Here is a 22,573-nt window from a genome sequence, read left to right on the forward strand (position 1 = left end):
CTCAGAGCCACCTCAGAGGTGATCCGTTCCGGTCCACGCCCGGCATGTCTAGGATCACCAATCGTGACGATCGAGGTCCCGCTCCCCCGGTCGGGCGATGTCCGGCAGCCCGCGCCCCGCACGGCACCTCAGGGTGTCGCCGCGCCGGGCACGCTGCGTGTCCTGCGGATGCTGGCGGCCCACCCGGAGGGGGTGGACCTCGCCGCGCTCGGCGGGCACCTCGGCCGGACGAGCACGGGCGTGCTGCCGGTCGTCCAGGGCCTGCTGCGCGCCGGGCACGCGGAGCGCACCGCCGCGGGCGCGTACCGGCTGCGGCCCGGGCCGCGCTGGGGCGCGGGGCGGGGACCGGCGGGGTCACCCGCGCTGCCCCTGTCCCGCGAGCTGCCCGCGGTGCTCGCGGAGGCGGTCGGCGAGCTCTACCGGCGCGCCCGCGGATGGACCTACCTCGTCGAGTGGGCCGACGACGACCACCTCGACGTCGTCGACATCCGCGGCCACCAGGGCCTCGGCCTGCCTCCCGAGCTGCCCGCGCGCATCCCGCCGTCGATAGCGCACGCGCTGGCGGTCAGCAAGGTCCTCGTCGCCCACGCCCCCGACCGGCGGGCGCGTCTCGACCCGCGGCGATGGACGGCCTACACGCCGTGGACGATCACCTCGCCCACGGCCTACGACGCCGAGCTCGCCCGGGTCCGCCGCGACGGCTACGCGCTCGACCGCGAGGAGTACGCGACGGGGTTCGCGTGCGTGTGCGCCCCGATCGCCGACCCCGGCGGGCGGGTCAGCGCGGCGATCGCGGTCTCGCTCCCGGCGTCCCGCCTGCGCGTCGAGCAGGACCGCCTCGTCGCCGACGTCACCGACGTCGCCCGCACCGCGCACCGGCGCTGGTACCGCTAGCTCTCGTCGTAGCGGTCGGCTTCCTCGTTGCGCTGCTTCGCGATCTCCAGCGCGTGCTCGGCGGTCTCCTTGTCGGGGTACGGGCCGAGGCGGTCCGCCGCGCGGCAGCCGTCCCACGGCTCCACCCGGTGGTGCTTGAGGCAGTAGTACCACTCGTTCTCGTGGGCCACGGGCCCATGCTGGCACGACCATGTGTCCGCGTGCCTCACACCTCGCCGGGGGCGACCCCGAGGACGGCCAGCCCGGTCCCGCGCCAGGTCCGGGCGGGACGCGGGCGGCCCTCGACCACCGCGGTCACCGCGTAGTGGTCGCGGACGTGGGCGTCGAACAGCGCGAGCAGCGCGGCGGCGTCGCGGCGCCGGTCGCGCGGGGGCCGCAGCAGGAGCGCGTCGACCGGCACCGCGACGTGCGCGGCGAGCCAGGACGCGACGACGGCGCGGTCGTCCTCGGGGCGCGGCGAGCAGGCCAGGACGCGGTGCCCGGCCCCGGCGAGCGCGCGCACCACGGCGACGGCGGCGTCGACCGGCCCGCCGTCGGGCCCGGTGATGCCCTCGACCACCACGAGCACCGCCGGCGGGGTGCCGGGCACCGGCCGGTACGGCGCGCCGCCGGCCGACGAGAGGCGCGCCGGTTCGTCGAGCGGGGCCGGGCGGCCGGTGTCGGGGTCGAGGAAGCGCGCGGCGAGGTCGCGCAGCATCTCCTCCCCCACGCGCAGGACGGCGGGGCGGGCGGCGTCGCGGCGCACGCACTCCTCGACGTCGGCCACCACGTCCTCCACGTGCACCCCCGCACCGCAGGCGGCGGCCAGCGCGAGCCAGCGCCGCGCCGGACCGGCGCGCAGGTTGGTCGCGTCGACCACGACGTCCACGCCGTCGAGCAGCGCCCCGCGCACGAGGCGCCACTCCGCCTGCGAGATCCGCCGCTCCACGGCGTCGACCGGCGACGCGTAGGCGGGGTCGACCATGCTGCGGCGCAGGTCATCGCGGTTGACCCGCAGGATCGAGCCCGGCCGCCGCGACGCCACGAGCGCCCACGCCCACGTCGACTTCCCCGAGGCCGGCAGGCCGCGGGTCAGGTACAGGGTGGGGCTCAGGCCGGCCGCGGGCGGGTCGCGGCGAGGACGAGGTCGGCGACGAGCGCCGGGTCGTCGCCCATCGGGACGTGCCCGCAGCCCGGCAGGATGTAGACCGCGGCGTCGGGCAGCGCGCGCCGCAGGCGCCCGGACTGCCAGCGCGGCAGCAGGAGGTCGCGCGAGCCCCAGCCGACGGTGGTGGGCACCGACGACCGGGCGGGCGGCACCCAGGTGTCGAGGTGGCGCAGCATCGTCGCGAACGACTTCCGCGGGTGGCTCAGGCCGTGGAGGTCGGCGCCGATCTCGGCGGGGTCGATGCGCGAGGGGTGCGCCAGGAGCAGGCCGACGAGCGCGGTGCGCAGCACCGGCGAGCCGAGCATGCGCTCGAGCCGCGCCGACGGGATCAGCGCCAGCGCGGCGTGCGCGCCGCCGAGGATCGCGCGGGCGTAGCTCCGCTCCGGCCCGGACCAGAAGCCCGCCGGCGAGAGTGCCGTCGCCGACCGCACCGACCCGCGCGCCGCGAGCTCGAGCGCGACCAGCCCGCCCATCGAGTTCCCGACGACGTGCGGGCGCTCCAGGTCCTGGGTGCGGCAGAACGCCTCGACCGCGTCGGCGAGCGGGGCGATGTCGCCGCGGTAGTCGCCGGGCAGGTCGGGTGACTCGCCGTGGTCGGGCAGGTCGATCGCCCACAGCTCCCGCTCGCCGGCGAGCAGCGGGACCACGCGGTCCCAGCCCTGGCGCCGGTGGGTGATGCCGTGCAGGAGCAGGACGGGCTCACCGGTACCGGTGCGCGTGTGCGCGAGGTCCACGGGTCAGTGCTCCCTCGGGTGGATGACGACCTTGCCCGTGACGCGGCGCTCGGCGAGCTCGCCGATCGCGGACGCGGCCTCGGCCAGCGGGTAGGTCGCGCTGATCGGCGGGGCGAGCCGGCCGCTCGCAACGTCGTCGCGGATCGCGTCCCACTGCCGGTGCATGAAGCCCGGCCGCTTCGCCGCGTACGCGCCCCACCCCGCGCCGACCACCGAGGTGTTGTTGAGCAGCAGGCGGTTGACCTTGACCGTCGGGATGTCGCCCGCGGTGAACCCGACCACGGCGAGGCGGCCGTCGTCGCCGAGGCTGCGCAGCGAGTCGGTGAAGCGGTCGCCGCCGACCGGGTCGACGACGACGTCGACGCCCTGCCCGCCGGTGAGCTCCTTCGCGGCGTCCTTGAAGCCCTCGACCGGCACCCAGTGGTCCGCGCCCGCGGCCGTCGCCACCTCGCCCTTGCCCGCCGAGGACACCACGGCGATCACCGTCGCCCCGCGGGCCTTCGCGAACTGGATGCACGCCACGCCCACGCCGCCCGCCCCGCCGTGCACGAGCACCGTCTCCCCCGCCTGCAGGTGAGAGCGGGTGTCGAGGACGAAGTGCGCGGTCAGGTAGTTCATCGGCAGGCCCGCGGCGACGTCGAACGGGACCCCGTCGGGCAGCGGGAAGACGGTCTCGGTGGACGACGCGACGGTGGTGGCGAAGCCGCCGAGCACAGGCAGCGCGGCCACCCGGTCGCCCGCGGCGAACCCGGAGCCGTCCGGGGCCTCGCGGACGGTGCCCGCCACCTCGCTGCCGAGCAGGAACGGCAGCTCGGGGCGCATCTGGTACTGCCCGCGGGTGAGCAGCAGGTCGGGGAAGACGACGCCGGCGGCCTCCACGTCGATGAGCACCTGGTCGGCGCCGGCCGTCGGCTCCTCGACCTCGTTGACCTCGACCGCTTCCGGCCCGTCGAGCCGGACGACCTGCACCGCGCGCACCGCGACCCCTCTCGAGCACCTGTGACCGTCAGTCGGGACGGTTTCTACAGCAGAGGCGCGGATCAGGTGAACCGGTAGACCGTCGTCCGGGTCGTCGCCCCGCCCTCGAGGTCGGCGGTGCCGGTGACGTCGTAGCCGGCCAGGGCGGTGCAGCGGCGCCGCGGCAGGTACTCGCGGCCGGGGTCGCCGACCACGACGTCGACGCCCGCGGCGCTCGCCTCGTCGCAGAAGCGCTCCATGTGCCGGGCCATCGGCTGCTCGTAGAAGACGTCGCCGGCGAGGACCACGTCCACGTCGAGGTCGAGCCCGCCGTCGAGCACGTCGCCGACCACCGCCACCTCGACGCCGTTCGCGGCCGCGTTCAGGGCGATCGCCGTGCGGGAGCGGGCGTCGGTGTCCGAGGCGACGACGGCCTCGGCGCCGGCGAGGGCCGCGGCGATCGCGACGATCCCCGAGCCCGAGGCCAGGTCGAGCACGCGGCGCCCGCGGACGAGGTCGGGGTGGTCGAGGACGTGGCGCGCGAGGGCCTGCCCGCCCACCCAGGCGAACGCCCAGAACGGCGGCGCCTCCTCGTCGAGGGCCGACCAGGTGCGGTGGATGTCGTCGGCGAGCAGGAGCGTGATCTCGCCGACCAGCGGCGCGGTGCCGGGCGCGGTCCACGCGCGGACGCCGTCCGCACCCGCGCTGTCACCGCCGTCCACGGTCACCGCCCGTCGCCGACCGCCTCCGGAGAGGCACTTCTGCTCCGAAGGGACGCAGCGCCGGACGGCGTTGATCCCTACCCTGGTTCCGACGCAGGATGCGTCGAGGTGTGAGGAGCCCGCCCACGAGCCGTCCGAGGAGGCCGTCATGACCCACCCGTCCGGCCCGGCCCCGCTCGGCGCCCCCGCCGACGAGGACGCGGTGCTGCTCTACGTGGGCGGTCCGCTCGACGGGCGCGTGGAGGTCCGCGAGGCGCGGCACGGCGCGCCGCTCCCGGTGGTCACCCACACCCACCTCCACGACGGGCCCAAGGTCGTCCACGTCTACGACCTGCACGCGCTCACCCCGGCCGCCGGTGTCTACCACCTGCGGGCAGCCGAGGTGGCGGTCGATCAGTCGCCGGCGGCGAGGTAGCTCAGCCCGCACAGGGTGCCCCACGCCGCCGCGACCCCGGCGGCCTTCGCGCGGTACTGCGGCTCGGGCAGCGAGGTGCCCAGCACGGCGAGGTCGGCGAGGTCGGCGCCCACCCGCACGGCGATCGCGGTCCGCAACGCCCTGCCGGCCGGCGCCAGCGCCATCGCGAGCCCCGAGGCGAGGTCGCGGCCGCCGAGCGCGCGCACCCCGATCGCCGTGGCCGTCGGCAGCGGCGCGCCCTCGGCCTGCAGGCCCGTGGGCTTCGCGAAGAGCGAGGGGTCGGCGATGATCGCCACGCTGTAGCCGGCCGTCGCGAGGCCGAGCAGGCGGGGGATCCAGGTCAGGTCGCGGGATCGCGAGGAGGAGCGCACGGGCTCCTGTACCCCGAACGCCCGGGTCCGATCATCCTGCCGGCCCGACACGCACGGCCCCGACACGCACGGCCCCGACACGCACGGCCCCGGGCCGACGGCGGGCGTCGGTCCGGGGCCGGGGCGGGGCTCGGGACGCGTCAGTCGCTGGCCTCGAGGCCGAGCGAGTCCAGCGCACCGCCGAGGTCCGACTCCAGGCCGGCGACGGTCTCGTCCAGGTACTCCGCGATCGGCGTGAGCTCTGCGGCGGAGGCCGGCGCGGCGAACCCGACCATGATCGCGGGGACGGCGACCGCCGCGGCGAGCATCGACAGGCGGCGCGAACGAGGCTTCGACATGGGGATGTTCCTTCCCGAGGTGATCACTGAACGGGTGCTCAGTGAATCCACCGTCAGCCGAACCGGGTGGACCGGTCCAGAGGGGACGACGAGGAGTAACAGAGCCGTCACGGTCGGAGACGGACACCGCGCGCATCCGCCCAGGTCAGCGCCGGATGGCCGGACGCGAGTCACACCGTTCGGGCTACAGCCCCGTCACCCGACGGACCACCGACGTCAACAGGACGGCGTACTACTCGCGGGTCGCGGCGACCGGGCCCGGGTCGTCGCCGGGGCCGTCGTCGTCCGGCAACCGCAGCATCAACCGCAGGACCCGGCTGTAGAGGTCGGCCGGCACGGCGTCCTCGCCCAGGACGCGGCGCAGGCGGATGAGGCCGTGGTAGAGCGCCGCGGCGGCGACGATGAACTCGTCGTCGCGGACCGTCGCGCGCACGGCGGGGTCGACGCCCTCCCAGTTCGGCGAGAGCTGCTCGCTCGCGAACCGGGCCAGGCGCACCTCGTGCTCCGCGAGCCGCCCGACGAACTCGGGGTGGCGCACGGCGTAGAGCCAGATCTCGGCGTCGAGCAGGGCCTCCTCGCGGGAGTCGGCCACCTCGCCGACCAGCCGGTCGAGGGCGTCGAACGTCTCCTGCGGGTCGTCCCGGACGAGCGCGGCCCGGGTGTCGACGTCGGCCGAGGTCTGGGTCTCGACGAGCGCGGTGAACAGCGCGTCCTTGCTCGCGAAGTGCACATACACCGAGCCGACCGAGACCCCCGCGGTGCGGGCGATCTCCTCCACCGACGCCGGCCCGTACCCGCGCTCGGCGAACACGCGGCGCGCGGCGTCGAGCAGCGCCTCGCGGGTGCGCGCCTTCGTCGCCGCCCGCCGGCCCCGCGGCGGGCCCGCCGTCTGCGCCGCCGGCTCGCAACCCTGGGTCACAGCTGTCGACCTCCTCGCCACCGTCGGCCCAACGACGGGTCCGCGGCGTGGTGACGCATCGTAACCCGCCGGGTGCCGCGGGCCGCGCCGTCGATCGCCGACAATGGAGGGCGTGACCACCTCGACGGCGCTCCTGCCCGCTCCCGGTGCGGACCCGGACGAGATCTACGAGGGGTTCGCGGACTGGGCCGCCGAGCGGGGCCTCGATCTCTACCCGGCCCAGTCCGAGGCGCTGATCGAGCTGGTCTCCGGCTCGAACGTGATCCTCTCGACGCCGACCGGGTCGGGCAAGTCGCTGGTCGCGCTCGGTGCGCACGTCGCGGCGCTGTCGCGGGGCCAGCGCACCGTCTACACCGCGCCGATCAAGGCGCTGGTCTCGGAGAAGTTCTTCGCGCTCGGGGCGCAGCTGGGCTACGCGTCGGTCGGCATGCTCACCGGCGACGCCGCGGTGAACCCCGAGGCGCCGGTCATCTGCTGCACCGCCGAGGTGCTCGCCAACTGGGCGCTGCGCGAGGGGCCGGCCGTCGAGGGGTTCAGCGGGGCGCAGATCGGCCAGGTCGTCATCGACGAGTTCCACTACTACGCCGACCCCGAGCGCGGCTGGGCCTGGCAGGTGCCGCTGCTCGAGCTGCCGCAGGCGCAGTTCCTGCTGATGTCGGCGACGCTCGGCGACGTCACCTTCTTCCAGCAGGACCTGACCCGGCGCACGGGCCGCGAGACCGCCGTCGTCGCGCACACCGAGCGCCCCGTCCCGCTGTCGTTCCGCTACGCCCGCACCCCGCTCCACGAGACGATCACCGAGCTGCTCGCCGGCCAGCAGGCGCCGGTCTACGTCGTGCACACCACGCAGGCCGCGGCGATCGAGCAGGCCCAGGCGCTGATGAGCCTCAACGTGTCGTCGAAGGCGGAGAAGGAGCAGATCGCCGAGCTCATCGGCGCGTTCCGCTTCACCGCCGGCTTCGGCCGGACGCTCTCGCGCCTGGTGCGCCACGGCATCGGCGTGCACCACGCGGGCATGCTGCCCAAGTACCGGCGCCTGGTGGAGACGCTCGCCCAGGCCGGCCTGCTCAAGCTCATCTGCGGCACCGACACCCTCGGCGTCGGGATCAACGTCCCCATCCGCACGGTGCTGTTCACCGCGCTGACGAAGTTCGACGGCCAGCGCGTGCGCCACCTCCGGGCCCGCGAGTTCCACCAGGTCGCCGGGCGCGCCGGGCGCGCCGGCCACGACGTCGCCGGCTACGTCGTCGCCCAGGCCCCCGAGCACGAGGTGGAGAACGCCAAGCGCCTGGCGAAGGCGGGCGACGACGTCAAGAAGCAGCGCCGGGTGGTGCGGGTGAAGCCGCCCGAGGGGTTCGTGTCGTGGTCGGAGAAGACCCTCGAGCGCCTCATCGAGGCCCAGCCCGAGCCGCTGACCAGCCAGTTCCGGGTGTCGACGGCCATGCTCCTGCAGGTCGCGCAGCGCGAGCAGCCGTTCTTCGCCGCCATGCGCCACCTGCTCGAGGACAACCACGCCGAGCGCCCCGTCCAGCGCCGGCTGATCCTGCGGGCGATCGCGCTCTACCGCGGGCTGATCGAGGCCGACGTCGTCGAGCGGATCGAGACCCCCGCGGGCCCCGACGTGCGCCTGGTCGACGACCTGCAGGTCGACTTCGCGCTCAACCAGCCGCTCTCGCCCTTCGCGCTCGCCGCGTTCGACCTGCTCGACAAGGAGTCGCCGACCTACGCCCTCGACATGGTGTCGGTGGTCGAGGCGACCCTGGACGACCCGAAGCAGATCCTGCGCGCCCAGGAGAACCAGGCCCGCGGCGAGGCCGTGCAGGCCATGAAGGCCGAGGGCATCGAGTACGACGAGCGCATGGAGCTGCTCGAGGACGTGACCTGGCCCAAGCCCCTCGAGGAGCTCCTGGGCGCGGCGTTCGAGTCCTACCGCGCCGGCCACCCGTGGGTCGCCGACCACGAGCTCTCGCCGAAGTCGGTGGTCCGCGACCTCTACGAGCGCGCCATGAACTTCACCGAGTACGTCGGGTACTACAAGATCGCGCGCTCCGAGGGCCTCGTCCTGCGCTACCTCACCGACGCCTTCCGCGCGCTGCGCCAGACGATCCCCGAGGCCGCCCGCACCGAGGACCTCGACGACCTCGTCGCCTGGCTCGGCGAGCTCGTGCGCCAGACCGACTCGTCGCTGCTCGACGAGTGGGAGAACCTCGCCAACCCGACCGAACTGGACGCGGCCGGCGACGACGCGCGCCCGGTCGACCAGGGCCCGCCGCCGGTGACCCGTAACGAGCGCGCCTTCCGAGTGCTGGTGCGCAACGAGATGTTCCGCCGCGTCGAGCTCTTCGCGCGCCGCTCCCCCGCCGACCTCGCGGCCCTGGCGGAGGAGGGCCCGGACGCGGCGTTCTGGACCGACGCGATCGAGGGCTACTTCGCCGAGTACGACGAGCTCGGCGCCGGCCCCGACGCCCGCGGACCGGCGTTCTTCCGGGTCACCGTCGAGGGGCGGGTGTGGCACGTCCGGCAGGTCCTCGACGACCCCGAGGGCGACCACGACTGGGCCATCACCGCCGACGTCGACCTCGACGCCTCCGACGAGCTCGGCGCCGCCGCCGTCCACGTCACCGCCGCGGGGCCGATGCCGCTCACCTGAGTGATCAGGAATCGAGAAGCTCCACGCGCCGCCTGCGCCCTAGCGTCCGGAGCCTCCCGAACACCTCGACTCGAGGAGTGGACCATGGCCCAGACCAGCCGGGTGGTGCGGCAGACCCACCGGTGGATCAGCATGCTGTTCGTGGTGACGGTCGTCGCGACCACCGTCGCCCTGGCCGTCGGCAGCGCGGCGTCGGCGTGGATCGTCTACACCCCGCTGCTCCCCCTCGCCCTGCTCCTGCTCACGGGGCTCTACCTCTTCGCCCTGCCCTACCGCGCCCGCCGCCGCACCTAGCGACCCCACCAGGGCCAGCCGGGGTCCGCCTCCCGCCGCCGGCGCCGGTCGGCGAGGACCCGGCGCCCAATGGTGGCGTCGGCCATGGCGCGGGCGCGCGCGAAGAAGGCGTCGGTGAAGCGGATGACGAGCTGGGCGACGAGGGCGTGACGGGGGCCCCGGATGCCGTGGTCGGCGACGATCGCGCGCACCGAGCGCCGTACCTCGTCGCGAAGACCCTGGATCAGGGCGTCGCGGGCCGGGTGCGGGCGCAGGCGCACGTGGACGTCCTGCTCGCGGCCCTGTGGCAGCTCGCTCGCGGTGAGCCCGAGCCGCCGCGCCACCTCGTCGCGGTACCACTGCAGTGACGGGCCCAGGTCGTCCAGCAACAGCGTGAGGATCTCGTCGGTGGCGTCCTCCCGCTGCTCGTCGGCGGCGTTCTGGTCCACGAGGACAGCGTGGCCGAGGTCGGCCCGCCGCGGGGCCGGAACGGGACAGCTCGACCCGTGTCCTCGGGACACGGGTAAGGAGCCCACCTCAAGCGCCGAGCAACAGCTCCTCGACCCTCGGCCGTGCCCGCACCGAACCCGGCGGCGTCCCCACCACCCGCCGGAAGGCCCGGCTGAACGCCGCCTCCGACCGGTAGCCCATCGCCGAGGCCACGGCCGCGACGGTGGTGTCGTCCGCGCGCAGCCGGTCGTGGGCGACGAGCATGCGCCAGCGGGTCACGTAGGTCATGACGGGCTCGCCGACCAGCGCGGTGAAGCGCGCGGCGAAGGTCGAGCGCGACAGCGCCAGCTCGCGGGCGAGACCGGCGACCGTCCAGTCCCGGGACGGGTCGGCGTGGACGAGGGCGAGCGCCCGGCCGATGTCCGGGTCGGTGAGGGCGCCGAGCCAGCCGGTGCGCGCGGTCGGGTCGTGGGCGAGCCAGGCGCGCAGCATCTGGACGACGAGGACGTCGGCGAGCCGGGTGATCACGGCCTCGCCGCCGGGGCGCGTCTCCTCCACCTCGAGCGCGATGAGCCGCAGGGTGTCGTGCAGGCGCGCGGTCAGGGGCGAGACGGGCACGTGGACGACGTCGGGCATCAGCTCGACGAGCCGCTCGGCCATCGGGTGCTCGAGGCGGACGGCGCCGCAGATCATGGTGGTGGGCGCGCCGTCGCCGCCGTGGGTGATCGTCGCGTAGCGCTCGCCGTACCAGGTGTGCGGCAGGTCCAGGACGTTCGACACCGAGGTCCGCGGCGGCGGGTCGACCGACCGCAGCTCGTGGCCCTCGCCGCGGGGCAGGAGCACGACGTCCGACGGGGTCAGCGTGAGCTCCTCGCCGCCGACGACGAGCGTCGCGGTCCCCGAGGTCACGACGTGGAACCACAGGCAGCCGGGCGTCGGCGGCAGCGCGAGACCGAAGGGCGCCCGCAGGTCCGAGGCGCAGTAGAAGGTCCCGTTCATCCGCAGCACGTGCAGGGCCTCGCCGACGGCGTCGGACGGGGTCCAGGGCGGGGCGACGGTCGCGGTCACGTCCTCAGCCTCCGGCACCGGACACCCGATCGTCCACGCTCCCCGGACGATCGGGCAGGAACCGCGGCGTCACGGCGATGGCTCGTCCGGCGCGAGCGGCCCAGAGTCGGACGCACCGGATCACCGAGCTCGAGGAGACACCATCATGATCACCGTCCTGGGGGCCGGCGGGAACACCGGCGGTCGGGTCGCCCGCCGTCTGCGCGCGGCCGGGCAGCCGGTGCGCGCCGTGGGTCGCGACGCCGCGCGTCTCGCCGACGTCACGGCACGCGGCGCCGAGCCGCACGTCGGCGACATCACCGACACCGCCTTCCTCACCGACGCCCTCTGCGGCGCCGACGCGGCCTACGTCCTCATGCCCCTCGACCTGACCGCCGGCGGCTACCGCAGCCAGCAGGAGCAGGTGGGCACCGCGATCACCGCGGCGCTCGGCGAGGCCCGCGTCCCGCGGGTCGTGGCGCTGAGCTCGCTGGGTGCCGACGTCGCGCGCGGCACCGGCTTCCTCGAGACCCTCCACGAGCAGGAGCAGCGTCTCCGGGCGCTCGACGCGCAGGTCACGGTCGTGCGCCCCGGGCTGTTCTTCGAGTCGTTCCTGCCCTCGCTCGCCGCGATGCAGGCGACGGGCGTCCACCACGACACGATCGACCCGGAGGTCCCGCTGCCGATGGTCGCGACCGTCGACGTCGGTGACGCGGCGGTGGCGGCCCTGCTCGACCCCACCGCGGCCGGCGTGCGCGAGGTGCACGGCCCGGAGGACCTGACGATCCCCGACGCCGTCGCCCGCCTCGGCGCGGTGCTGGGGACGTCGCTGCGCTACGAGCGCCTGCCCGACGACGTCATGGCCGCGGCCCTGGTCGACGCGGGCCTCCCGCCGGACCTCGTCACCGAGCACCTCGCGATGAACGCGGCGTTCAACGACGGCACCGTGCACGCTCTCGCGGGCCGCGGCCCGGCGACGACCACCCCGACGACCATCGAGGACTGGGCCGCGACGCTCGTGAGTAGCGGGCGGTCCTGACGGGAACGCGCCCCCGTGCCGTCCGTCTGCCTGTTCACGCGCGACCTGCGCGTCCACGACCAGCCCGTCCTCCACGCCGCCGCGGAGGACGGCGACGGCGAGGTCGTGCCGCTGTTCGTCGTCGACGCCGCGATCGAGGGCTACCGGGTGCCGAACCGGGCCCGGTTCCTCGCCGAGTCGCTCGCCGACCTCGACGCGGGGCTGCGGGAGGCCGGCGCCGGGCTGGTGGTCCGGTGGGGGGACGTCGTCGACCAGGTCCGCGCGGTGGCGCGCGAGGTCGACGCGGCGACGGTCCACGTCGCCGGCGACGTCAGCGCCTACGCGGGCCGCCGACGGACCGCGCTCGACGAGGCGCTCGGGGAGGACTCGCGGGAGCTCGTGGTGCACGACGGTGTCGTCACCGTCGTGCCGCCCGGCACGATCACCCCGACCAGCGGCGACCACTTCAAGGTCTTCACGCCCTACCACCGCAAGTGGGCCGGGGTGGAGACGCGCGATCCGCTCGGGCCCCCGACGAAGCTCCGGCTGCCGCAGGGCGTGGACGCCGGCGCGCCGCCCTCGGCCTCGGACCTCGCCGACGGGGACACCGCCCCGGACCTCCTGCCCGGCGGCGAGCGGGCCGCCCGGGAACGGCTCGACGACTGGCTCGACCACATCGACGAGTACGCGCAGGGCCAGGACCTCCCGGCGCGGGACGCCACGTCGCGGCTGTCCCCGTACCTCCACTTCGGCTGCCTCTCGCCCACCGAGGTCGCGCGGCGGGCCGGCACGTCGTCGGAGGCGGCGGCGCAGTTCGTCCGCCAGCTCGCCTGGCGGGACTTCCACCACCAGACCCTCGCCGCGGTCCCCCGGGCGTCCCGGGCCGACTACCGGGACCGCGGCGACCGCTGGCGCCGCGACGACGAGGAGTTCGCGGCGTGGGCCGAGGCGCGCACCGGCGTCCCCATCGTCGACGCCGGCATGCGCCAGCTGCACCACGAGGGGTGGATGCACAACCGGCTGCGGCTGATCACGGGCAGCTTCCTGACGAAGTCGCTCTACCTGGACTGGCGCCTCGGCGCCCGCCACTTCCTCGACCACCTCGTCGACGGCGACGTCGCGAACAACCAGATGAACTGGCAGTGGGTCGCGGGGACGGGCACCGACACCCGACCCAACCGGGTCCTGAACGTGATCACCCAGGCGCGCAGGTACGACCCGGACGGCGAGTACGTGCGGCACTGGGTGCCCGAGCTCGCCGAGCTCGGGGGCAAGAAGATCCACGAGCCCTGGAAGCACCGGGGCGACGCCGACCTCGACTACCCCGAGCCCGTCGTCGACCTCGACGAGGCCGGCGCGGCGTTCCGGCAGGCGCGCGGGGCCTGAGCGGCTACCGCCGCCGCGAGCCGCCCTTCTTCGTCCCGAGGGAGGGCGGCGGGACGACGGGGCCGAGATCGCCGTCGGGGGCCTCGTCGAGGTCGAGGATCACCGGCGCGTGATCGGACGGGCCGGTGCCCTTGCGGGCCTGGCGGTCGACCCACACCGCGGCGCGGCGCGCGGCGATCGGCCCGCCGACGAGGACGTGGTCGATGCGCATGCCGCGGTCCTGATGGAAGGCGCCGCCACGGTAGTCCCAGTAGGTGAAGACCCGCTGGTCGGGCCAGCGGTCGCGCACCGTGTCGTGCAGACCGGCCTTGAGCAGGGCGGCGAACGCCTCGCGCTCGGGCGGCGTGACGTGGGTGGACTCGGCGAACGCCTCGACCGAGTAGACGTCGGGGTCGGCCGGGGCGATGTTGAAGTCGCCGGCGACGACGGAGACGTCGGGCCCGGCGGCCTCCACCCGGTCGCGCAGCGCGGCGAGCCACTCGAGCTTGTAGGCGTAGTGGGGGTCGGCGACGTCGCGGCCGTTGGGGACGTACACCGACGTGACCCGCAGGCCCCCGCACGTCGCGGTGACCGCGCGCGCCTCCTGGTGGGGGTAGCCGGGCCCGCCGGGCAGCCCCTCCTCCACGTCGGAGAGGCCGACGCGGGAGAGCACGGCGACGCCGTTCCACCGTCCCTCGCCGTGGTGGGCGACCTCGTACCCCCGCTCGGCCAGGGGCGCGCCGAACGAATCGGCGAAGGCGTCGTCACCGAGCTTGGTCTCCTGCAGGCAGACCACGTCGGGCGCGCGCTCGTCCAGCCAGCCGAGCAGCCGCGGCTCGCGCGCCTTCGCCGAGTTCACGTTCCACGTCGCCAGTCGCACGGCCGCCACGCTAGCCGGGACCACCGACGTCCACCCCGCCCGGAGGGCTGCTCCGGCCTCACCCCGTTGCTGCCGCGTTTCCCGGTCGCGTGCGTTCCGCGAACTGAGGGCCGCGTACTAGCGTTCCCGGCATGCCGGCGTCGAGCAGCGTGACCGACGAGGACCGGCTGCGGCGCATCGAGCAGATCACGGACACGGAGCTGGCCCACCTCGACACCGGCGGGCTGCTCTCCGAGCTCCTCGACCGCGTGGTGGCCCTCCTCGAGGCGGACACCGCGGCGGTCCTGCTGCTCGACCCGTCCGGCACCCACCTCGTGGCCACCGCCGCCCGCGGCATCGAGGAGGAGGTCCGCCAGGGCGTCCGCATCCCCGTGGGCAAGGGGTTCGCGGGACGCGTCGCGGCCGAGCGGCGCCCGGTCGTGATCGACGAGGTCGACCACTCGAACGTCCTCAACCCGATCCTCTACGAGAAGGACATCCGCTCGCTGCTCGGCGTGCCGCTGATCGCCGAGGGCCGGACCCTCGGGGTCCTGCACGTCGGCACCCTGCGCCCACGCCTGTTCACCCGCGACGACGCGGACCTCCTCCAGACCGCGGCGGACCGCATCGCGCTGGTCACGCGCACCCACCTCACCGATCTCGACCGCGCGGCGGCGTCGGCCCTCCAGCGCAGCCTCATGCCCGGCGCGCTCCCCCGGGTCACCGGTATCGAGTTCGCCGCGCGCTATGTGCCCGGCGAGGCCGGCGGGCTGGGCGGGGACTGGTACGACGTCTTCTCGCTGCCCTCGGGGCGGCTGGGCATCGTCATCGGCGACGTCGTGGGCCGGGGCCTGCAGGCGGCGGTCGTCATGGGGCGTCTGCGCAGTGCGCTGCGGGCGTTCGCCCTGGAGGAGGACGACCCGGCGGAGGTGCTCGAGCGGCTCGACGGCAACGTCGCGCACTTCGAGGACAACGTCATGGCCACCGTCCTCTACGCGGTGCTCGAGCCGTCCCTCGAACGGGTGTCGTTGTCCACCGCGGGGCACCTGCCGCCGGTCCTCGCCCGCGACGGTGAGACCGCGACGCTGGTCAACGTGCCGGTGGACCTCCCGGTCGGGGTGTCCGTCGGTCCGCCGCGGCGCACGACCACCATCGAGCTGCCGACCGACTCGGCGCTGTTCCTCTACACCGACGGCCTCGTCGAGCGCCGCGGGAAGGCGCTCGACGCCGGTCTCGACGCCCTCTGCGCGGTGGTCCGTGCCGACCAGGACCCCGACGCCGTGTGCACCGCGGTGCTGCACCGCATGATCGGCGGCGACTCGGTGGGCGACGACGTCGCGATGCTCGTCGCCCGGCGCGGTGCGACGCCGGCGGTGGTGCCGCTGAACATCACGGTCCCGGCCGTCCCGCGGGTGCTCGCCGACCTGCGCGCGTCGGTGCGCCGCTGGCTCGCCGCGGCCGGCGCCTCGGGCGACGACGTCGCCGACCTGCTCGTCGCCACCGGGGAGGCCTGCTCCAACGTCGTCGAGCACGCCTACGGCCCGGCCGGCGGCACGTTGACCCTGCAGATGGAGCGCGACGGCACGACGGTCGTCGCGACGGTGCGCGACAACGGCCGCTGGCGCTCGGCGCGCGGCCACGACCGGGGCCGCGGGACCGCGCTCATCCGCCAGTGCACCGACGAGATGGACGTGATCGCCGGCGCCGGCGGCACCACCGTCACTTTTCGACGTCACATCGCGGGAGACGCGCCATGACCACCGCGACCGTCGTCGTCCGCTCCGAGGGGCAGGACGTGCGCATCGCCATCGGCGGCGAGGTCGACCTCGAGAACGCGACGACGGTCGAGGACCAGATCGCCGCCGCCATCCCGAACGAGACGAACGCGGTGACGCTCGAGCTCGCCGAGCTCGAGTACCTCGACAGCGCCGGGCTGCGCGTGCTGTTCGCGCTGGCCGCGCGCCTCGAGGTGCTCCAGATCGCCCTGCGCGTGGACGTGCCGCCCGGCTCGCACACACGCCGCGTGCTCCAGCTCTCGGGCTTCGAGGGGCTGGCCTCGCTCGACAGCTGAGCACCCCGCCCGGCCCGGTCCGGCTAGCCCTGCTCGGCCTTGCGCCGCACCGTGTCGAGCGTCTGCTCCATCCCGCGCCGGTTCGCCGCGGGCACGTCCCAGGCTCGTGCCCGGCCGACGAGGTTGGCGACGGGGCTGCGCCGGTCCTGCCAGAACTGCTCGACGCGCGTGCCGCCGTCCTGCGGGGCCAGGCGGAAGCCCCAGCGCGCCACCGGCTGCCCGAGGAGCGAGACGTCCCAGCTGATCGACCGCTGCGGCTCGTACTCCACGACCTCGCCGACGGTCGACCAGCGCATCAGGCCCTTGCGGTTGTGGCCCTTGAACCGCGCGCCGGGCGCGGGGCCGGAGGCGCCGCCGAGCCAGTCGACGCGGTGGCACTCCGGGGAGATGGCCCCGATCCGCGCCGGGTCGCCCACGAGGTCCCACACCCGCTCGGGCGGGGCGTCGACGGTGCGCGTGACGACGATGTCGTCGGCCATGGGGGTTCCTCCGGACGGACGAGCGGCGGGACGGTGGCACCGTAGTGGGGCGACAGGGGGGCGACCACTCGGCCGCTCGACGTCGGGGAGCCTCGCGCTCCGTTATCGTGACCGATGCAGAAACCGGTGGTACCCGGGCGGCGGCGTCCGCCCGGCGCAACGAGGCGTGCCGGTCGATCCCGCCCGATCCGGGAGGTCCGCCGTGACGCTCGAGCTCGACGACCTGCGCGTGCACAGCCTGGGTGAGTGCCGGTACGACTCGCCGTTCGCGGAGATGCTGGCGACCAAGCGCACGTCGCCGCACTACGTGCACGAGGACGACCGGGTGCTCGTCGACGACACCGTCTCGATCCTGCTCTCCCGCGGGGTGCCGATCGACCGGCTGCCGAGCCTGGAGACGGCCGGCCCCCGCCGCAGGATCTACTTCGACCCGGCCGCCACCAGCGTCGGCATCGTGACCTGCGGCGGCCTGTGCCCGGGCCTCAACGACGTCATCCGCGGCATCGTCCAGGAGCTCACCGAGCACTACCACGTCGCGCACATCTACGGCTTCCGCAACGGCTACGCCGGGCTGACCCGCCGGCACCGCGAGCGGGTGGTCGAGCTCGACCTGCACGCCGTGCGGGACATCAACAACGACGGCGGCACGATCCTCGGCAGCTCGCGGGGCGACCAGGACCCCGAGGAGATGGTCGACACCCTCGTGGAGCTGGGCATCCACGTCCTGTTCGTCATCGGCGGCGACGGCAGCATGCGCGGCGCCATGAAGCTGACGCGCGAGATCGACGCCCGCGGCCTCGACATCGCCGTCGTCGGTGTCCCCAAGACGATCGACAACGACCTGCCCTTCACCGACCAGAGCTTCGGCTTCCAGACGGCCTTCGCGCAGGCCACCGAGTTCATCGCCTCGGTGTTCATCGAGTCGCAGGCGGCCGAGAACGGCGTCGGCATCGTCAAGCTCATGGGCCGGCACTCCGGCTTCATCGCCTGTTACGCCGCGCTGTCCAACAACGACGCCGACTTCGTGCTGATCCCGGAGGTGCCGTTCGTCCTCGACGGCCCCGACGGCGTGCTGCGCCGCGTCGAGGACCACGTGCGCCGCCACGGCCAGGTCGTCGTCGTGGTCGCCGAGGGCGCGGGCCAGGACCTGCTCGAGCAGGAGGGCCGCACCACCGACGCGTCGGGCAACACCAAGCTCGGCGACATCGGGCTGTTCCTCAAGCAGAAGATCACCGACCACCTCACCGCGGTCGACCTGCCGCCGACGGTGCGCTACCTCGACCCGAGCTACGCGATCCGCAGCGTCGCCGCCAACGCCTACGACAGCGTCTACTGCGTGCGCCTGGCCCACGCGGCGGTGCACGCCGGGATGGCCGGGCGCACCGAGACCGTGGTCGTGCGCTGGCGGCGCCGGTTCGTGCACGTACCGATGGAGCTGATCACCTCGCACCGCAACCAGGTCGACCCCGACGGCGACCTGTGGATGTCGGTCCTCGAGGCCACCGGGCAGCCCGCGACGTTCGGGGACCCGGCGCGCTGATCACGGGGCGTCGCCGCACTGGTCCGTGTGGGTGGTGTCCGAATTGCTGTCGCCCGGGCAGTCGTCGCACACTGTGGTGATGAGCGTCACGGTCCGGCTCGCCGGTCCGTTGCGCGTGGAGCGGGGCTCCCCGCCCGAGTCACTGCGCATCGGGAGCCCGAAGGAGCGGCGGCTGCTCGCGCTGCTCGCGGCCCGACGTCCCGCCGTCCTCACCGGTGACCAGCTCGCCGAGCAGCTGTGGGACGACACCGGGCCCCGCCGGCCGACCGCCGGGGTGGCGACCCTGGTCAGCCGCCTGCGCAGCCGCCTCGCCCCCGACGTCCTGCTCGGCGACCGGGGCGGCTACCGCCTCGGCACCCCGCCGGCCGTCGTCGTCGACCTCGACGAGGCGCGCCGCCTGCTCGACGAGGCCGACCGGCGGCTCGCAACCGGGCTCCCCGGACTCGCCGCGGGCGCCGCCACCCTCGCGCGGGAGCTGCTGGGCGCCGGCGAGCCGCTGCCGGAGGAGGCCGACGAGCCGTGGGTCGCGACGGCCCGCGACGAGTGGCGCGAGCTGGTGCGGCGCGCCCGGCACGCCGACGCCCACGTCGCGCTCGCCCTCGGTGACACCGAGCGCGCCCGACGCGCGGCCGGCGAGGCCGTCGCCGCCGACCGGTTCGACGAGGCGGCCCACCGCCTGCTGATGCGCGCGCACGGGGACGCTGGGGAACCGTCGCGAGCCGTCGAGCACTACCACCGGCTGCGCACCGAGCTCGCCGAGGAGCTCGGCACCGACCCCGCGGCGTCGACGCAGGCCGAGTACCTGGCGCTGCTCCAGGACCGGCCCGCCACCGCCGTCCCGCCGGTCGCGGCGGGGGCCGCGTGCACCGCGTCGGGCTGCGTCGGGCGCGCCGCGGAGATCGCCCGGCTCACGCAGCGGTGGGACGCCGCGACCCGGGGCCGGCCGGGGCTCGTGCTGCTCGCCGGCGAGGCGGGGATCGGCAAGACACGCCTGGCCGACGAGCTGACGAGGCTCGTCACGGCCACCGGCGGGCGGGTCGCGGCGGCGCGCTGCCACCGGACCGAGCACTCGCTGTTCCTCCAGCCGCTGGCCGACGCGCTCGCGCCCCTGGTCGCCGGCCTGCCCCTCCCCCCGGACCTCGCTGCCCTCTTCCCCGGCCCCGTCACGCCGGGACCCGACGGGCCTCCGGACCCGCGCCGGGTCTTCGTGGCGCTCGCGGGCCTGCTCGCCACGGCGACGGCCACCGCGCCCCTGCTGCTCGTGCTCGACGACCTGCACGACGCCGGCCTCGCCACCGTCGAGCTGCTCCACTTCCTCGCGCTGCGGGCCGGCGGCGCGCGGGTCCTCGTGCTGGCGACCGTGCGCGCAGAGGAGGGCGCGGCCGCGCTCGCGCACCTCGACGACGTCGCCGACCGCCTCGACCTCGGGCCCCTCGACGCCACCGCGGTCGCGGCGCTCGCCGACCGGGTGGGGCGCGCCGACCTCGGGCCGGCGATCCACCGCCGCACCCGCGGGCACCCGCTGTTCGTCGTCGAGACCCTGCGCGGCCTCGTCGCCGGGGAGGGCGGGGTGCCCGAGACGCTGCAGGCCGCGGTGCTCGCGCGGGTCCGGCGCCTGGGGCCCGAGGTCGAGGAGGTGCTGCGCGCGGGCGCGGTCCTCGGCGCGACCGTCGACCCGGAGCTCGCCGCGGGCCTGCTGGAGCTCGGCGTCCCCGAGATCGCCCGGCGCTGCGAACGGGCCGCGGCCGCCCGCCTGCTCGTCGCGACCCCGACCGCCTACGAGTTCGCCAACGACCTCCTCCACGAGGTGCTCCACGCGACCACGCCGGCGCCGGTGCGCCGCATCCACCACCGCCGGGCGGCCGACCTGCTGGCCGCCACACCCGAAGCGGCCGGCGCGCACGCCGCGGCCGCCGGCGACTGGCCCCGCGCGGCGCGTGCCCTGCTCCTGGCCGGCGAGACCGCCGCCCGCCGGGGCGCCATGGGCGACGCCGAGTCGCTGCACGTGCGGGCGCTGGCCGCGGCGCGGCAGGTCGCCGACCTCGAGATCACCGGGCGCGCGCTGCTCGCCCGGGCCCGCGCCCGCGAGGGCCTCGAGCGCCACGAGGAGGCGTGGGGCGACCTGCGCGCCGCCGCCGACGCCGCGCGCGAGGCCGGCGACCGGCGCCTGGAGATGGCGGTCCTGCGCCAGCTCGGGGGCGACGTCCCGGTCGCGCTCGGGGTGCCGACCGCCGAGTGCGTGACACACCTGCGCACCGGCCTGCGCCGCGCCGTCACCCTCGGGGACCGCGGCGCCGAGGCCGACCTGCGCGGCCGGCTCGCCATCCTCGCCACCAACGACCTGCGGTTCGGCGAGGCCCTCGAGCAGGGTCGCCGGGCCCTGGCGGCGGGGCGCGACGCGGGCGGCGAGCGGGCCCTGCTCGACGGCCTCGACGGGCTCAAGACCGCCTACGCCTACGCGGGCATGGTCGACGAGCTCGCCGAGGTGCTCGACGAGCTCGAGCCGCTCGCGCGGCGCCTCGACGCCGGGGTCCTGCAGTGGGTCGTGTTCGAGGGTGCGTTCCCGGCGATCGCGGCGGGCTGCTTCGCCGAGGCGCGGGCGCGGGTCGCGGAGTCGTTCGCGGTGGCGAGGCACTCGGGCTACGGCGGGCACGACGCGTGGTTCCTCGCGCACCTGGGCTGGGTGGCGCGCCTGGAGGGGGACCTCGACGAGGCGCTCGAGGTCGGGCGGCGCGCCGTGGTGCGCAGCGGCCCCGGCGGGCACCGGTGGTGGACCTCGACCGCCTGCGCCCTGCTCGCGACGACGCTGCGGGCGCGGGGGGACGACGCCGAGGCGTACGCCGTCGCCTCCCGGGGCCTGGAGCTCGCCGGGCGGGACGGGGCGGCGGCCTGCCGGCTGCGCTGCCTCGCGGTGCTCGCCGAGCTCGGCGACGGCGCCGACCGCCCGCCCGCCGACATCGCGCTCCTCGATGCCGACCGCCTGCTCGGCGGCGTCACCGCGCCCCCGGGCACGGCGTGGGTGCTCGGCGCCGACGCCTACGTCGCGGTCGCCCGCGCGTGGGTCGCCCGCGACCGCCCCGCCCGCGCCGCCGCGACCCTCGCCCCGCTGCGCGCCGCGGTGCGCGCGCACGGGTGGCCCCACCTCGCGCGCGTCCTGGACCAGGAATGAGCACGCGCAACGTCGGGCGCAATGCCGGCGCAATGCCCGGCGCGACGGTGTCCGGGCTCCGGGGAGGGGCCCCGGACGTCGACACATCGGAGGGCCGCGCGATGGCCGTGGACATGGACAAGGTGATGGCGCTCGTCGGGCAGGCGGTCGCGGACGTCGGGGCGACGTTCGCCGCCGGCAACGTCGTGCTCGGGCACCGGCTGGGCCTCTACCGGGCCCTCGCCGAGGGCCCGGCGACGCCCGAGGAGCTCGCCGCGCGCACCGACACCACCCCGCGCTACGTGGCCGAGTGGCTCGCCGGCCAGGCCGCGGGCGGCTACGTGCAGCACGACGACGGGACGTACTCGCTGTCCGAGGAGCAGGCGTTCGCCCTGACGGACCCCGACGGTCCGCTCTACGTGCCCGGCGCCTTCGTGCTGGCCACGGGCGTCATCCGCAGCGAGCCCCGCATCGCCGACGCCTTCCGCACCGGCGCGGGCGTGGGGTGGCACGAGCACCACGAGGACGTCTTCGTGGGCTGCGAGGCGTTCTTCCGCACCGGCTACATCGCGCACCTGGTCGACGAGTGGCTCCCCGCGCTCGACGGCGTCGTCGACAAGCTGGCGCGCGGCGCCCGTGTCGCCGACGTCGGCTGCGGTCACGGCGCCACGACCGTGCTCATGGCCGAGGCCTTCCCGGCGACGACGGTCGTGGGCTCGGACTACCACGACGCCTCGATCGAGATGGCCCGCAAGCGCGCGGCCGACGCCGGCGTCGCCGAGCGCACCGGCTTCGAGGTGGCGAGCGCCCAGCACTTCTCCGGCGCCGGCTACGACCTCGTCACGACCTTCGACTGCCTCCACGACATGGGCGACCCGGTCGGCGCCGCCCGGCACATCCGCGACGCCCTCGACGCCGACGGCACCTGGCTGCTCGTCGAGCCCGCGACGGCCGGCGACGCCGTGGCCGACAACCTCACCCCCGTCGGCCGCCTCTACTACGGCGCCTCGACGCTGTGCTGCACGCCCGCGGCACGCTCGCAGGAGGGCGGCTACAGCCTCGGCGCGCAGGCCGGGCCGGCCGCGCTGCGCCAGGTCGCGACCGACGCCGGGTTCACCCGGTTCCGGCGCGTCACCGGCACGCCGATCAACGACGTCTACGAGATCCGGCCCTGAC

Annotated in this window: 23 protein-coding genes; 11 read left to right on the forward strand and 12 right to left on the reverse strand. The window is 75.5% G+C overall.

Features of this window, described 5'->3' with window-relative positions:
• The first annotated feature begins 63 nt into the window (after positions 1-63).
• Complete coding sequence (locus ACYX4T_RS08150) at positions 64-894, forward strand: IclR family transcriptional regulator (protein ID WP_476014045.1); 831 nt, start codon at positions 64-66, stop codon at positions 892-894.
• Here the strand turns inward: ACYX4T_RS08150 and ACYX4T_RS08155 are convergent.
• From ACYX4T_RS08155 to ACYX4T_RS08175, 5 genes are all read right to left on the reverse strand, one after another.
• The gene (locus ACYX4T_RS08155) at positions 891-1,064 is read right to left on the reverse strand and encodes a hypothetical protein (RefSeq protein WP_476014046.1); all 174 of its coding nucleotides are present in this window, start codon (positions 1,062-1,064) and stop codon (positions 891-893) included. The genes ACYX4T_RS08150 and ACYX4T_RS08155 overlap by 4 nt on opposite strands.
• A 35-nt stretch (positions 1,065-1,099) precedes the next feature.
• Positions 1,100-2,065 (reverse strand): AAA family ATPase, encoded by a 966-nt coding sequence (locus ACYX4T_RS08160; protein ID WP_476015214.1) that lies wholly within the window; start codon positions 2,063-2,065, stop codon positions 1,100-1,102.
• Positions 1,984-2,775, reverse strand: coding sequence for an alpha/beta fold hydrolase (locus tag ACYX4T_RS08165; RefSeq protein ID WP_476014047.1), 792 nt, complete (start codon positions 2,773-2,775; stop codon positions 1,984-1,986). The genes ACYX4T_RS08160 and ACYX4T_RS08165 overlap by 82 nt, the downstream gene beginning before the upstream one ends.
• Before the next feature lie 3 nt (positions 2,776-2,778).
• Positions 2,779-3,753, reverse strand: coding sequence for an NADPH:quinone oxidoreductase family protein (locus ACYX4T_RS08170; protein ID WP_476014048.1), 975 nt, complete (start codon positions 3,751-3,753; stop codon positions 2,779-2,781).
• A gap of 62 nt (positions 3,754-3,815) precedes the next feature.
• Complete coding sequence (locus tag ACYX4T_RS08175; protein WP_476014049.1) at positions 3,816-4,460, reverse strand: class I SAM-dependent methyltransferase; 645 nt, start codon at positions 4,458-4,460, stop codon at positions 3,816-3,818.
• A gap of 142 nt (positions 4,461-4,602) precedes the next feature.
• Between ACYX4T_RS08175 and ACYX4T_RS08180 the strand changes: the two genes are divergently transcribed.
• Positions 4,603-4,869 carry a hypothetical protein gene (locus tag ACYX4T_RS08180; protein ID WP_476014050.1) on the forward strand — a complete coding sequence of 89 codons (267 nt, stop codon included), beginning with the start codon at positions 4,603-4,605 and terminating at the stop codon, positions 4,867-4,869.
• On the opposite strand, the gene ACYX4T_RS08185 is transcribed toward ACYX4T_RS08180, so the two are convergent.
• The 3 genes from ACYX4T_RS08185 to ACYX4T_RS08195 form a co-directional block, all read right to left on the reverse strand.
• Positions 4,848-5,240 (reverse strand): hypothetical protein, encoded by a 393-nt coding sequence (locus ACYX4T_RS08185; protein WP_476014051.1) that lies wholly within the window; start codon positions 5,238-5,240, stop codon positions 4,848-4,850. The genes ACYX4T_RS08180 and ACYX4T_RS08185 overlap by 22 nt on opposite strands.
• Positions 5,241-5,380: 140 nt before the next feature.
• Positions 5,381-5,578 carry a hypothetical protein gene (locus ACYX4T_RS08190; RefSeq protein ID WP_476014052.1) on the reverse strand — a complete coding sequence of 66 codons (198 nt, stop codon included), beginning with the start codon at positions 5,576-5,578 and terminating at the stop codon, positions 5,381-5,383.
• Between the two features lie 232 nt (positions 5,579-5,810).
• Positions 5,811-6,497 (reverse strand): TetR family transcriptional regulator, encoded by a 687-nt coding sequence (locus ACYX4T_RS08195; protein WP_476014053.1) that lies wholly within the window; start codon positions 6,495-6,497, stop codon positions 5,811-5,813.
• Positions 6,498-6,609: 112 nt separating this feature from the next.
• Here ACYX4T_RS08195 and ACYX4T_RS08200 point away from each other — a divergent pair, with 112 nt between their 5' ends.
• Positions 6,610-9,147 (forward strand): DEAD/DEAH box helicase, encoded by a 2,538-nt coding sequence (locus tag ACYX4T_RS08200; protein ID WP_476014054.1) that lies wholly within the window; start codon positions 6,610-6,612, stop codon positions 9,145-9,147.
• Positions 9,148-9,231: 84 nt separating this feature from the next.
• Positions 9,232-9,441: a hypothetical protein gene (locus tag ACYX4T_RS08205; RefSeq protein WP_476014055.1), complete on the forward strand. Its 210-nt coding sequence runs from the start codon at positions 9,232-9,234 to the stop codon at positions 9,439-9,441.
• On the opposite strand, the gene ACYX4T_RS08210 is transcribed toward ACYX4T_RS08205, so the two are convergent.
• Positions 9,438-9,869, reverse strand: a complete 432-nt coding sequence (locus ACYX4T_RS08210) for a hypothetical protein (RefSeq protein WP_476014056.1) — start codon at positions 9,867-9,869, stop codon at positions 9,438-9,440. The genes ACYX4T_RS08205 and ACYX4T_RS08210 overlap by 4 nt on opposite strands.
• Positions 9,870-9,957: 88 nt before the next feature.
• Complete coding sequence (locus ACYX4T_RS08215) at positions 9,958-10,938, reverse strand: AraC family transcriptional regulator (RefSeq protein WP_476014057.1); 981 nt, start codon at positions 10,936-10,938, stop codon at positions 9,958-9,960.
• Between the two features lie 145 nt (positions 10,939-11,083).
• Between ACYX4T_RS08215 and ACYX4T_RS08220 the strand changes: the two genes are divergently transcribed.
• Entirely contained in the window at positions 11,084-11,956 is an 873-nt protein-coding gene (locus tag ACYX4T_RS08220; RefSeq protein WP_476014058.1) for an NmrA family NAD(P)-binding protein, read from the forward strand.
• Between the two features lie 15 nt (positions 11,957-11,971).
• A complete protein-coding gene (locus ACYX4T_RS08225) occupies positions 11,972-13,321 on the forward strand; it encodes a cryptochrome/photolyase family protein (RefSeq protein WP_476014059.1) in 1,350 nt (449 codons plus the stop codon).
• Between the two features lie 4 nt (positions 13,322-13,325).
• Here ACYX4T_RS08225 and ACYX4T_RS08230 read toward each other — a convergent pair whose 3' ends face one another.
• The gene (locus ACYX4T_RS08230; protein ID WP_476014060.1) at positions 13,326-14,180 is read right to left on the reverse strand and encodes an exodeoxyribonuclease III; all 855 of its coding nucleotides are present in this window, start codon (positions 14,178-14,180) and stop codon (positions 13,326-13,328) included.
• A 131-nt stretch (positions 14,181-14,311) separates the two neighbouring features.
• On the opposite strand from ACYX4T_RS08230, the gene ACYX4T_RS08235 reads away from it, so the two are divergent.
• Both ACYX4T_RS08235 and ACYX4T_RS08240 read left to right on the forward strand, forming a co-directional pair.
• Positions 14,312-15,916, forward strand: a complete 1,605-nt coding sequence (locus tag ACYX4T_RS08235; protein WP_476014061.1) for an ATP-binding SpoIIE family protein phosphatase — start codon at positions 14,312-14,314, stop codon at positions 15,914-15,916.
• The gene (locus tag ACYX4T_RS08240; protein ID WP_476014062.1) at positions 15,913-16,230 is read left to right on the forward strand and encodes an STAS domain-containing protein; all 318 of its coding nucleotides are present in this window, start codon (positions 15,913-15,915) and stop codon (positions 16,228-16,230) included. Before ACYX4T_RS08235 ends, ACYX4T_RS08240 begins: the two co-directional genes overlap by 4 nt.
• A 23-nt stretch (positions 16,231-16,253) precedes the next feature.
• Here ACYX4T_RS08240 and ACYX4T_RS08245 read toward each other — a convergent pair whose 3' ends face one another.
• Positions 16,254-16,709 (reverse strand): SRPBCC family protein, encoded by a 456-nt coding sequence (locus ACYX4T_RS08245; protein WP_476014063.1) that lies wholly within the window; start codon positions 16,707-16,709, stop codon positions 16,254-16,256.
• Positions 16,710-16,911: 202 nt separating this feature from the next.
• Between ACYX4T_RS08245 and ACYX4T_RS08250 the strand changes: the two genes are divergently transcribed.
• The 3 genes from ACYX4T_RS08250 to ACYX4T_RS08260 all read left to right on the forward strand — a co-directional run bounded on the left by ACYX4T_RS08250 (position 16,912) and on the right by ACYX4T_RS08260 (position 22,572).
• A complete protein-coding gene (locus ACYX4T_RS08250) occupies positions 16,912-18,249 on the forward strand; it encodes an ATP-dependent 6-phosphofructokinase (RefSeq protein ID WP_476014064.1) in 1,338 nt (445 codons plus the stop codon).
• A gap of 79 nt (positions 18,250-18,328) precedes the next feature.
• A complete protein-coding gene (locus ACYX4T_RS08255; protein ID WP_476014065.1) occupies positions 18,329-21,418 on the forward strand; it encodes an ATP-binding protein in 3,090 nt (1,029 codons plus the stop codon).
• On the forward strand, positions 21,415-22,572 hold the full coding sequence (locus ACYX4T_RS08260) for a class I SAM-dependent methyltransferase (RefSeq protein WP_476014066.1): 1,158 nt from the start codon (positions 21,415-21,417) through the stop codon (positions 22,570-22,572). The genes ACYX4T_RS08255 and ACYX4T_RS08260 overlap by 4 nt, the downstream gene beginning before the upstream one ends.
• Position 22,573: the final 1 nt, after the last annotated feature.

It is taken from the genome of Actinomycetospora sp. ABD4_176 (genome assembly GCF_056311855.1).